This is a genomic window from Pantoea sp. (assembly GCF_028283705.1).
Lineage (GTDB): Bacteria > Pseudomonadota > Gammaproteobacteria > Enterobacterales > Enterobacteriaceae > Pantoea.
The window spans coordinates 215,408-227,754 of record NZ_JAPWKD010000011.1; the positions used below are offsets into that span (position 1 = coordinate 215,408).

10 protein-coding genes are annotated in these 12,347 nt (G+C 49.1%); 4 read left to right on the plus strand and 6 right to left on the minus strand.

Features of this window, described 5'->3' with window-relative positions; translation table 11 throughout:
- Nucleotides 1-13: 13 nt before the first annotated feature.
- Nucleotides 14-916, minus strand: a complete 903-nt coding sequence (locus PW844_RS08085; protein ID WP_299450140.1) for a LysR family transcriptional regulator — start codon at nt 914-916, stop codon at nt 14-16.
- A gap of 170 nt (nt 917-1,086) precedes the next feature.
- On the opposite strand from PW844_RS08085, the gene PW844_RS08090 reads away from it, so the two are divergent.
- On the plus strand, nt 1,087-1,767 hold the full coding sequence (locus PW844_RS08090) for a type 1 glutamine amidotransferase domain-containing protein (protein ID WP_299450142.1): 681 nt from the start codon (nt 1,087-1,089) through the stop codon (nt 1,765-1,767).
- A gap of 421 nt (nt 1,768-2,188) precedes the next feature.
- Nucleotides 2,189-4,327, plus strand: coding sequence for a TonB-dependent siderophore receptor (locus PW844_RS08095; protein WP_299451086.1), 2,139 nt, complete (start codon nt 2,189-2,191; stop codon nt 4,325-4,327).
- Between the two features lie 54 nt (nt 4,328-4,381).
- Here the strand turns inward: PW844_RS08095 and PW844_RS08100 are convergent, their stop codons facing one another.
- The 4 genes from PW844_RS08100 to PW844_RS08115 all read right to left on the minus strand — a co-directional run bounded on the left by PW844_RS08100 (nt 4,382) and on the right by PW844_RS08115 (nt 8,769).
- A complete protein-coding gene (locus tag PW844_RS08100) occupies nt 4,382-5,110 on the minus strand; it encodes a LuxR family transcriptional regulator (RefSeq protein ID WP_299450145.1) in 729 nt (242 codons plus the stop codon).
- Between the two features lie 235 nt (nt 5,111-5,345).
- Nucleotides 5,346-5,945 (minus strand): N-acetyltransferase, encoded by a 600-nt coding sequence (locus tag PW844_RS08105; RefSeq protein WP_299450147.1) that lies wholly within the window; start codon nt 5,943-5,945, stop codon nt 5,346-5,348.
- Between the two features lie 2 nt (nt 5,946-5,947).
- The gene (locus PW844_RS08110) at nt 5,948-7,459 is read right to left on the minus strand and encodes a pyridoxal-dependent decarboxylase (RefSeq protein WP_299450150.1); all 1,512 of its coding nucleotides are present in this window, start codon (nt 7,457-7,459) and stop codon (nt 5,948-5,950) included.
- A gap of 272 nt (nt 7,460-7,731) precedes the next feature.
- Nucleotides 7,732-8,769 carry a LacI family DNA-binding transcriptional regulator gene (locus PW844_RS08115; protein WP_299450153.1) on the minus strand — a complete coding sequence of 346 codons (1,038 nt, stop codon included), beginning with the start codon at nt 8,767-8,769 and terminating at the stop codon, nt 7,732-7,734.
- A gap of 120 nt (nt 8,770-8,889) precedes the next feature.
- Here PW844_RS08115 and iolE point away from each other — a divergent pair, with 120 nt between their 5' ends.
- Complete coding sequence (gene iolE, locus PW844_RS08120) at nt 8,890-9,813, plus strand: myo-inosose-2 dehydratase (protein WP_299450155.1); 924 nt, start codon at nt 8,890-8,892, stop codon at nt 9,811-9,813.
- A 12-nt stretch (nt 9,814-9,825) separates the two neighbouring features.
- Nucleotides 9,826-11,007, plus strand: a complete 1,182-nt coding sequence (locus PW844_RS08125; protein ID WP_299450156.1) for a Gfo/Idh/MocA family oxidoreductase — start codon at nt 9,826-9,828, stop codon at nt 11,005-11,007.
- A gap of 25 nt (nt 11,008-11,032) precedes the next feature.
- Here the strand turns inward: PW844_RS08125 and PW844_RS08130 are convergent, their stop codons facing one another.
- Nucleotides 11,033-11,920 (minus strand): MurR/RpiR family transcriptional regulator, encoded by an 888-nt coding sequence (locus tag PW844_RS08130; RefSeq protein WP_299450159.1) that lies wholly within the window; start codon nt 11,918-11,920, stop codon nt 11,033-11,035.
- Nucleotides 11,921-12,347 lie beyond the last annotated feature (427 nt).

Here is a 12,347-nt window from a genome sequence, read left to right on the forward strand (position 1 = left end):
CAGGGCGATGTTTTTATCCGGCGACAGTTTCAAACAGCAGACCGCGCAACCAGCGGTAACCTGCATCACGGTGAGTTCGTTCATGCCAGGCAACATTTTTGGTAAAACCTGGAATCGCCAGTGGCGGAGTAATCACCCGCAACCCTTCAGTATTCACCGCTAACCTGCGCGGCACCACAGCAATCAAATCGCTAACCCGCAGAATCTCCGGCAACACCAGAAAACTGCTGACCGATAATGAGACACGACGCTTTTTCCCCTGCGCTGCCAGCGCGTCATCGGTGACACCATGAAACTGACCGCCGTGATAAGACACCAGAGCATGATCAAGAGAACAGAAATCGTCGAGGGTGATGCCGTTACCCTGCGCTGCCGGATGGTCGCGGCGCAACAGGCAGACATACTCTTCATCATATAGCGCGCGGGCATGTAAATCTGGTGGTGTGGTGTCCGGTGTAATCAACGCGATGTCGATATCACCACGCTCGAATTGAAAAGTCAGTTGATCATTATTTACGGGCACGACTGCAACTCGAATACCAGGTGCGAGTTTACGTAATGCTTCCATATAGGGAACCACCACGGCACGAAGTGCGTAGTCGGTCGCGGCGATGGTAAAGGTCATCTCTGCACTGGCCGGATCAAACGCTTTAGGTTGTAGCAGCCCGTTAACTTCAGCAAGGATCTGTTTAACCGGCGCAGCCAGTTCCAGCGCCCGCAGCGTTGGCACAATGCCGCGTTGCGTACGGGTAAATAACGGGTCGTCAAAACACTCACGCAGTCGGGTTAGCATGCCACTGACCGCAGGTTGGGTCAGCGCCAGCCTGTTGGCCGCACGCGTCACGTTACGTTCATCCAGCAATGCATCAAGTGCTTTGAGCAGGTTGAGGTCCATGGTTCTGATATCAATTGACATGATGGCTATCGCAAAAACTAATGGTGAAATTTATTTCAACACGGACTGTGGCATACGGCAAGCGCGGCTGTTATCACCTGTGATGATAACTGAAATCATAAATGCCGATAACGCTGATGGGAGCCAATACCCCATACTAGCGAATCAGATACTTCAGTCGCTAAGGAACCATGATGTCTGTTAAAAAAATACTGTTCGTGCTCACCAGCCACAACAAACTGGGTTCGACCGATGGCGCAACGGGCTTCTATCTTCCCGAATTAACCCATCCTCTTGAACAGCTAGAAAAAGCCGGATTCAGCGTAGATTTTGCTTCAATTAAAGGTGGCAAGCCGCCGGTGTATGGCGTTGAGCTGGAGGATCCCGTCAATGCGCATTACTGGCGAGATGAGACCTTCCAGTACAAGCTGGCGCATACCGCGGCACTGGAGCACGTGGATGCAGCGCTATACGCTGGGGTGTTATACGTGGGTGGACATGGCACGATGTGGGATTTTCCTGAGAGTGCAGCGGTTCAACGCGTGACTCGCGAGATATGGCAGCACAATGGCGTGGTAGCAGCGGTGTGCCATGGCCCTTCCGCGCTGGTCAATGTCACGCTTGATGACGGCGAGCTGCTGGTCGCGGGCAAGCAAGTCAGTGCCTTTACCGATGAAGAAGAACATATTGTGCAGCTGGAAAACGTCGTACCGTTTTTACTGACCAGCAAATTGCAGCAGCAGGGCGCGATTATTGCTGGTGCAGCTGCATGGCAGGATCAGGTTTCGGTGGATGGGCATTTAGTCACCGGGCAGAATCCACAGTCTGCTGCCAATGTGGGGAAAGCAATAGTCAAAATATTGCAGGGATAATGTTCTTCTTATCCATCTCTGATGTCTTTAACGTCAATCCCGGTGCGCACGCCAATTCGCGCCCCGCAGTCATTGGGTCGGCGTCATGCCGACCAGCTCAATAATAGCTGCTCTCGCCATCTGCTTAATCTAATGCGAGCAGAGGAGCCTGGGTTGTGACGTCGTCACACTTAAGTATGTTGTAATTATATTGGCCATCTCCCCTCCTCAGAAACCTTTAAGCATCAAACCACCGCCATATTAGACTAGTTATTAACCAAAAAAGGAGAAAAAAAGGAGATTCCTCATCATTGATATACAATGATAATCATTCTCATTATCATGCGTATTTACTTACAAGTGTTAACAAAACAGGGAGAATGATTAAGTTAATGCAACCAAATGTAACCAAAGGCATCCCATCGCGTTGCTTTTGGCCGGGCTGTTGAGTACGTCAGCTTACGCTGCCAATGAGGAACCCACCGAAAAACTGGCTGACGATGAATCGATGATTGTCACAGCTGAAGAAGAATTGAAACAACAGCCTGGTGTTTCAACCATTACTGCGGAAGACATTCAAAAAAGCCCCCCTGTTAACGATTTATCCGACATCATTCGCAAAATGCCAGGTGTCAATCTCACCGGCAACAGCGCCAGTGGCAGCCGTGGTAATAATCGTCAAATCGATATTCGTGGGATGGGACCGGAAAATACATTGATCATGATAGATGGTGTCCCTGTCACCTCTCGCAACGCCGTTCGCTACAGCTGGCGCGGCGAGCGTGATACCCGTGGCGATACCAATTGGGTGCCAGCCGAAATGGTGGAACGTATTGAAGTGATTCGTGGACCGGCCGCTTCCCGTTATGGTTCGGGTGCCGCAGGGGGTGTGGTGAACATCATCACTAAACGCCCAACGAATAACTGGCATGGTTCACTGTCTCTGTTCACCAACCAGCCAGAAGATGATAAGGAAGGTGCCACTAAACGCGCCAACTTCAACCTCAGTGGCCCGCTGGCCGGTGATGCATTGACCATGCGCCTGTTCGGTAACATCAATAAAACCGATGCCGACGCTTATAACATCAATACCAATGAAAACGGATCCTATGCAGCAGGCCGTGAAGGCGTACGCAATAAAGACATCAACACGGTGTTCTCCTGGAAAATTACCCCATTGCAAGTTGTTGATTTCAGCTACGGCTACAGCCGCCAGGGTAATATTTATGCCGGGGACACCCAATACAGCAACGGCAATATCAGTCCGAATGGCCTGGTTGAATCGCTCTACGGTGATGAAACCAATCGCATGTACCGCCAGAGCTATGGTCTGGCCTGGAATGGCATCTGGGATTGGGGTACGTCAAAACTCAATTTCAATTATGAGAAAACCAACAACACACGCCTGCAAGAGGGTTCAACGGGTCGCGTTGAAGGGATGATCAACAGCGATAGCTACGCTACCAGTCGTCTTGAAAGCTATCGCGTCGGGGGAGAAATCAACTTCCCGGTGCAGTTGCTGGTCGATCAAACGGTCACATTAGGTGCAGAATGGAATCGTGACGAATTAAACGACCCTGCCTCAATGAGCGCAACCGATCAATCCGGTGTCATTATTGACGGCGTATCAGGCGACCCATCTGCACGCAGCAGTAAAAATAGCGCCACCATCAGCTCGCTGTTTTTTGAAGATAATATTGCCGCCACCGACAGTACCGAAGTTATCCCGGGCTTACGCTTTGATTATCACAATAAGTTCGGTGCTAACTGGAGTCCGAGTCTTAATATTTCGCAAGGCCTGGGCGATTACTTCACCTTAAAGGCGGGTATTGCGCGCGCATTTAAAGCACCGAATCTTTATCAGTCCACCGAGGGGTATCTGCTTTCCACGCGTGGCAATGGTTGTCCGGTAGGTCTCACTACTGGTAGCTGTTATTTATTAGGTAATGAAAACCTCGATCCGGAAATCAGCGTCAATAAAGAAATCGGTATCGAATTTAATCATGATGGTTATATCGCCGGGATTACCTGGTTCCGTAATGATTACAAAAACAAAATTGTCGCAGGTGATGACCTGGTGGGTTATGCCTCTAACGGCTATAACGTGTTACGCTGGGAAAATGGTGGTAAAGCGATTGTTGAAGGCCTGGAAGGAAATCTGACGATTCCGCTGGTGCGCGATACGCTGGAATGGCGCACCAACGCAACATATATGTTCCGTTCAGAAAGCAAGAAAACAGGTAATCCGTTGTCTGTTATCCCGGAGTTTACCATTAACTCGCAGCTTGACTGGCAGGTTACCGAGAAGCTGGATGCCAATATTAACTGGACCCAGTACGGCAGGCAGAAACCCCGTCAATATGCTGAAATACGTAATGAAGTCGGTGCAATTTCTAATCGGGAAATTAGTCCCTACTCCATCTTCGGTTTAAACATGAATTACGATATCACTAAAAACCTGCGCGCCAATGCAGGGATCAACAACCTGTTTGATAAACGTATTTATCGTGAAAATGATGGCGCATCGACCTATAACGAACCAGGCCGTGCTTATTATGCCGGATTAACCCTGTCGTTCTGATGTGATTCACCACCCTGCCAGCACTGCGCTGGCAGGATATTTCCCCAATCAGATTTATTTATCTGAAGGATGGGAGATGATGTTAAGCTCGATTGCCAGACTGATAGCATGTTTTGCATTCTTAACACCCAGCTTTCTGACAATATTTCCCATATGGAATTTTACAGTACTGACGGTGATATTAAGTATGCGGGCAATTTCAGGGTAAGTTTTACCGGTACTGCTCCAGTAAAGGATAGAGTTCTCACGGGAGGATAAGGTACTCTCTGTATTTTGTTGCGGTTTGTTTTCATCACGATAGAGATGCAGCAAAAGTTCATGGGTGTCAATTAAAAGGCCCTGTAAATCATTCTTGTGCCTTTTAACTTCTGCATCCAGCTCCGCCATCAGAAACTTATTGATATATAATGAAAGGACAACGAGATTATTATTCTGATCATGTAAAACAAAAGTTTGACCACTGATGATGTTGTAAGACTTTACAGATTCAAAAATCTTATCAACAATCCATAAGTCGTTAACCTTTAGCGAATTATCCCAGATGAGAGGCGATACACGGTTTAATGCATTAACAATGATAGGGTCTATGCTTTGATATTTCTTTTCCTTATAATCATCAATGAAAATACCCGGTAAATTCGTGATGATTAGCATATCATCCATATTGCGTTTATTCATTACGCCGTAGCCGTAATACATTTCACCATATTTTGCTAAGTTTTTCTCCAGATTCTCCTTTACAACTCCGTTTTTTTCTAAATCCGAAAAAAAAGTTCTACTCATGGACTTAATCCTCTACATGCAAACTTATACCACTTAACTATATAAACACAGAAATGGTAGCATCACTCTACTATAAAATACAGGCAGTTACTGCGATGACAGAAGAAGAATCGTCTCCTGATTGTATAGAAGTCGCCCATCCATATACGGCCTCCATACATTACCATTTAGGTGGATGTCACTGACTTATGAGATCGCCCATAAGCGATGAAGTTCAGTTTAAAACTGATGCTATTCATTCAGGCTCGCGCCAGATGGGATAGACTTCCGGAAATCCCTCAATATGCAGTGGCGCACCAACATCACGATAACCGAAACGCCTGACAAAAGTACGTACGCCTAAAGTAGTACATTCGGCATAACAAGGCAATTTTTCCCTGTCCAGCGTGGTATTTAGCTGGCGAAGCAACTTCTCCACAAGTACTCCTCCTCTCCGGCTATAACGCGACACTGCAATAAGAAAGACATAATAATGTGGTGGTGTTCGGGGATGATTACGATCGAGTCCGTCCATAAACGCCACCGCCGTCACATAATCGTCCCCACATACCTCACGTAACTGTCTATCAATGAGTTGGTTATCTTCCTCCTTCATTTCCATTAATTTCGGTCCAAAATAGACCAGAGTCCCTGCATTGTTCTCAGTGAGAACAACCCCTCCTAATTTTTGCGCAAGCTCAACATAAATCCGAAAAAAACCGCGCATTACCTTCATACGCTTTTCTTTATTAGTACCTGTAAAAGCATATTTAAGCACCGGATCGTCATAGAACTCTGATGTAAGAAGATCACAAACGATATCCAGTTCAGCATCGCTGGCAAATCGACATTCCATGTTTATGCTCCTGAATATTCGGCACTGGCATCGTTGATAAAGCGATCCTGCTCAGAAAAGGCATCATTTCGCTGTAACGCTTCAACCAGGCTATCAATCGCTGAGCGTGTAACGTGCGGCATCACTACAATATGTGCCAGATCTCCTCTGCCACTCAGATGGAATGTTTTGAATATCTCTTTTTCGGGGCGAGTAAAAATCACCACCAGCGACTGTGGACCCCGTTCCACGCGGAACGATGGGTGAATAGCTTTGATGGTGGTTAACCGTTCATACGCATAAGCGGCCAATTGCTCGCACTGCGCAGCAATCCGACTCTGCATTGGCTGAGATACAGTATTCACCATATACCAGAGAAATAATGCGGACATGCCATTACGCGTCCCCCCCAGCGTAGTATCAGGAGAATGAATATATTCAGGCAGTGTGGCGGGTTGCATCCGGTACTTTTCTTTCGTCATATACACGCCGGATGCAAAGGGAGCACCGTACCACTTATGGGAACTCATCACTATTGAACTCACAAAGGGAAGACGAAAATCAAACTGGGGCCCCTTAACTTCGCTTATTTTTTTCTGATGGGCCATTTCGAGATAGGGCAAATACGCTGCGCCAAGCGCTCCGTCAATATGGATCCAAAAATCGGGTCTGCTATCACCTGTAGTCTGGACATTGAAATCATGCTGTTCAAGCATGGGCGATAACTGTTGCCAGACTGTCTGCGCATCATCAAATCCGCCCTGAAATGTGGTGCCCATATTCAGTACTATAATCGGTGGATGTCCATGAGCGGCGAAAAAATCAACCAAAGCAGACAACGATTCAGGATTCACCGCACCGTGTTGATCTACTGGCACCCCATGTGGCCATCGGCCATCTGCGGTGATCGGGCACTGACCGGGATAGCCTTTATCCCCCATCTCTTTGAAGGTGGAGATATCCAGAATACTCGCACACTTCTCAAATGAATAATGCGATTCCTGAGAATAATAAAGTACCGGGTGAGAGAAATTTTCCCTTTTTACTTTAGCTGTGGCCTGCGTCTTCCGAAAATACTCTCGCGCACTCCACAGCGCATACATATTCCCTTCAGTGGACCCCATAGCCAGAACGTAACCCCAGAATGACTCTGGCGTTAACGGCTCTCGTAATTCAGCATGCCAGAGCTTACGGAAATACTCGAGCACTTCCTGTTCAAGTTCACGCGTATGCAGCAGCATGGAATTGTTTTCAAAAGGATCGCCAACGTTATTCAGATGAATATTCATAAATGGAGCAATAGCTGAATAATCGAACTTTTGATTTAGTGGATATCCTAAAGATAACTCCTGTCGACTGACGAGATTAGTGTATATTTTATCAATCCGTTTTCTCACCTTATCGGGCACACAAAAGTTGGTAATAGTGAAAGTATGAGGACGTTTTACATGCTTGATAAAAGAATGTGGAATTGCCCTGCCAAACTTTGTCTTCGCGACTACAAATGTTTTGCTTACGCCCAAAGAATTTTCCATATAAACATCTCCATTGTGGGGTGCGGAACGTATTATGTTAGCCCCCATAACAAATCAACATGTTATGGAGGTCATGGCAAACGCGAGTCAGGTAATTTGCCATATTTATAAGACTTATGCTGTGCACTGGCTAACAAATTGACTGTCTAACGTCCGACAGCAAGCTAATGATATAAATCTGGTGTCTCATAAATAGGGGTAACAAAAAAAATTTTTGTACCTTTAGTCAGCCTGCACCAGCACGCGACTCCAGCTCTCCTGCCGCATCAGGTCTAACTCTGGCTGGCTTCGGCGGGGCAATTCTCACGGATAAACAGGTTAAACGGTGTGATGTTGTCATGCAGAGAAAACTCATCGCTGCGATTGAAGTGACGTGCCAATAACGCCAGCGCGCGACGTGCCTCCTCGCGCGGATTTTGATCGATAATCGCCGCCAGTGAGCCTTCCAGCAGTAACAGGCGTCTTTCCGGAGTGAGCTCATGCGTAATCAGTTGCGCCTTTCGCCCCAGCGATTGCAGCGTGGCAACAATATTGCTGTTACCTGACGACGTATTGTAAATACCACAAATACGAGGATTCTCCAGCAACACCTGACGCACCACGTCACCTGCACGCTGTTGATTTTCTGAACTTTCCAGCGTTGCCGCCCAAATGCATGTCGGGAAACGCTCACGTAACACCGCACGGAAACCACGTTCACGTTCCTCGTGACCAATCATGTTATGCATACCCAATACCACCACCACCTCACCACCGCGCTCACCGAGAAAACGCCCCATCAGCTCCCCTGCAGCCCGCCCCATTTGCCGGTTATCGGGTCCGACATAGGCCAGACGGCCACTGGCAGGAATATCGGTCGCCAGCGTTAAAATCGGTAGTTGCCCGGAAACACGCTTAAGTGCATCCGCCAGTTCAGGGTCATTCGGACACACCACAATCAAGGCGTCATGACTGGCGGCGATGGTTTCCACCTGTTTTATGGTCGCGCGAATATTGCCAGGATTGTGGTAATGCATCACGCCATTAATACGCATCTCAGCCATCTCCGCACCGAGATCGGCAAACGCATTGCGTAATCCTTTGTAGAAAGGATTTTTGGGGGATTGCAGCAGAATCGCTACGCGTAACGCACGCAGGTAACCACGGAACAGTACCCGATCAACATTCAGTTTACTGGCCCATTCCAGCACCCGGGCTTCTTTAGCCGGAGAGACCCCACCGCGTCGATTCATCACCCGATCCACGGTACTCAGACTGACGCCTGCGGCGCTAGCTATCTGTTCCAGCGTAGTTTTTTTGCGATTGATCACAGTAATTTTTGCCTGAAGATTTGACGTCAAATATTGAAGGTTTCCCTTCAAATTAGCCATAGCAGCCGAAAATTGCATCCGCTATTTTCGTTCTCATCGCAATCAAGGGTGGAGAAGAAAATGATTAAGGATGCGTTTTATCAGCCCGGACAACCGGCACCTAAACTCGGTGTCAGTCCGCTCTCATGGGTTAATGAGGTGCTGCAACATCTGGGAGCCGACACCAGCGCGCAGCAATGCCTGGAAGAAGCTGCTCTGGCTGGCTATCAGGGTGTGGAGTTGAGTCGTATCTTCCCGCGTGAACCCGGGGCGTTGCGTGCTCTGCTGGCGCAGCACAAATTACATCTGGTCTCCGGCTGGCACGACGGTTTTCTCACCGAACGAAGCGTGCAACAGGAGCTGGAAGCGGTACATCACCATGCCACGCTATTACAGGAAAATGGTGCCCAGGTGATGGTGTATGGCGAATGTGGCTGGATGACCGCCAACGCGCTCGATGTCCCGCTGGCCCAGCGTCGCCTGCTACCGGAAGATCAGGTCCAGGGCTATGCAGAGCGCCTGTCTGCCTTTGCCGAGGCGTTGTATCAGCAATATGGCCTGCGCCTTGCTTATCACCATCACCTGATGATGGTGGCCGAAACCCTGCCAGAAATTCGCGCTTTGCTGGCTACCTGTGCTCCGTCGGTGGGCCTGTTACTCGACACCGGACATGCCACCGCTGCTGGTTTTACTTATACCCAATTGATCGATGAATTTGCCGACCGCATTTGCCATATCCACCTGAAAGACGTGCGACTGGATCGACTCCAGCAGGTGCGTCAGAGCGGAATGACATTTAACGAAGCCGTGCTGGCGGGCATGTTTACCGTGCCGGGGGACGGCGGTATTGATTATCGCCCGCTGGCACAGTTTATCACTCGCAGCGGCTACCAGGGCTGGCTGGTGGTGGAAGCAGAACAGGATCCGGCAAAAGCCCCGCCGCTTGCAACCGTCACGCGCGCGCAACGCTATGTTGCCGAACATATTTTACCTGCCGCCCAATAAAGGAAAGAGAACATGACCGGAAAAAAACTCAACGTTGGCCTGATCGGTTCAGGCTTTATGGGCCAGGCCCATGCCGACGCCTGGCGTCGTGCAGGCTTGCTGTATCGCAATCTGCCGCTGCAACCGGTGCTACATACGCTGGCCGATGCCACCCCGGCACTGGCGGAAGAAGCCGCGCGCCGTTTTGGTTTTCAGCACAGCACGGCGGACTGGCGGGTGATGATCGCTAATCCGGCTATTGATATTGTCGACATCACCACCCCGAATAACATGCATTACGACATGGCGCTGGCTGCGATTCGTGCAGGCAAACATGTCTACTGCGAAAAGCCGCTGACGGTTTCGTTACAGGAAGCACAAACCCTGACGCAGGAAGCAGAACGCGCCGGAGTTAAAACCATGGTAGCGTTTAATAACATCAAAACCCCGGCAGCCCAGCTGGCGAAACAGATGATTGACCGTGGCGATATCGGCACACCTACCCGCTTTCGCGGCTGGTTTGATCAGGGCTTTTTCAACGATCCTGAGCTGCCGTGGAGCTGGCGCTGCTCGCGTGAGCAGGCCGGTTCCGGCTCGCTTGGCGATCTTGGCTCCCATGTGGTGAGTGTGGCGCAATATCTGATGGGGCCGATCACCAGCGTTATCGGCCAGGAGCAGCTGTTTATTGACTCGCGACCGGCTGCCGGTGCCGGTTCTGGCTATGGTGCGCAAGCCAGCAGGGACGCGGCACGGCTGAAGGTTGAAAACGATGATCAGTTTCAGTCGCTGATTACTTTTGCCAACCATGCCGGTGGCGTGATTGAAGCCTCAAGGATTTCGGCGGGAAAAGTGTTTGGTATCGCCTGGGAGGTGTCGGGTACCGAAGGGACTATCATCATGGACGGTGAACGTTTTAACGAGCTGAAAATTGCCCGCTATCGCGATGAAAAACACGATCGCGGCTTCAAAACCCTTTACGCCGGTTCTCAGGTGGAGCAGTTTGGCGGTTTCTTTGGCTTCGACTTTGCGGGCGGTGGCCTCGGCTATTTTGACGTTAAAGTGATTGAAATCTATGACCTGATTAAAGGCCTGAGCGGAGCAAGCGGCTGTTTCCCGGATTTCCGCTTCGGCCTGGAAAATCAGCAGATTATCGAAGCGATGGTGCGCTCCTCTGCCAGCGGTACGCGCGTTGAGATCGCCAGCCTGCGGGCTTAACGGGAAAAAGAGGATGGGAGCGCGGTTATTTTTTACCGGGCTTCATGCTGCGATTCAGATCCTGAATACGCTTCATGGTTTTCACGGTACGCGACGCAGTGGCCGATGCTACCGACAAAATCAGCATCTCAAGGCACACCAGCACCGTGCCATGCAGCGGCATACGGCCATCCTCGCCACCGCGTGGCACATTGATCACCACGTCAGCCTCCTTCGCAAAAAACGAATCGGTGGCGTTGGTCAGCAGAATAATCGGGATACCGAGACGTTTTGCCTCCTTAACCGTGGTGATACCCTCCCGATGCGCCGACTTTTGCGCCATCATGATCAACACATCACCGCGCTGTAGCGCAATCAGTTGCTCAGCCAGCGCCACACCGGAGCGGTTAAGTGCCACCGCCGGGATACCGATACGCACAAATAAGCGGCGGCTGTAATCCGCCAGCACGCCTGACGCATTAATACCAAACAACCCCACCTGACGCGCTTCAATTAATAACGCCACTGCCGCAGAGATTGCCTGACGATTATGCGGTTCAGATAACGCATCACAGGCGCGTTTATGTCCGCCTAAGACAAAATCAATGCCGGAATTAATATCACAGGACAATTCGCCGACCGTGGTAATCATTTTTTCTTCGGAATTCATCGCCGGTCCAAACCAGGCTACCAGCGTTTTTTTTAAATCACGTAATCCGGCAAAACCCAATGCCTGAACGGCACGAACCACGGTGGCATCTGAACTCTGCGTCGCGGCAGCAATTTCCATCGCTGTCGCCTCTACCACCGCCTCACGATTTTCATGGATATAGCGCACCACCGTTTGCAGCTGAGGAGAAAGTCCCGCAGCTCGTGCACGATAACGCTCACCCAACACATCGACCCGGTTTTTTATTTTATTGCCTGATGCCATTTGCTTATCCGAACTAATTGATTTACCTAATATTGTTGATAATTTCACCACAGTTTCTTTATTCGACTGTAGTAACAACTATCCATTATTACTGTAAAAACTACATAAAATGAAGCGGAAAATCATTAAAAAAATCACAGTCAACCCCTTGAAATAACATGTTATTCAACATGTTATATCAATCCATGATTTGCTAACCCCTCCTTAAACTCTGATGTAGCATTTCGATAATTTTTTGCATTTACTACTACATTCTTTCATGTTTGAATGATTCTCAATTACATTGAGGTCGCCTCACAACGGCTTCCTGCGTTAAATAAAATAATAATACCCAGATAATTAGCAATGTTTATCAGAGCAACACATCTGGCCTGATTATTAAAAAGGCCGGCGATTTTTTCATGGATGAAAATAACCAGACAATGAA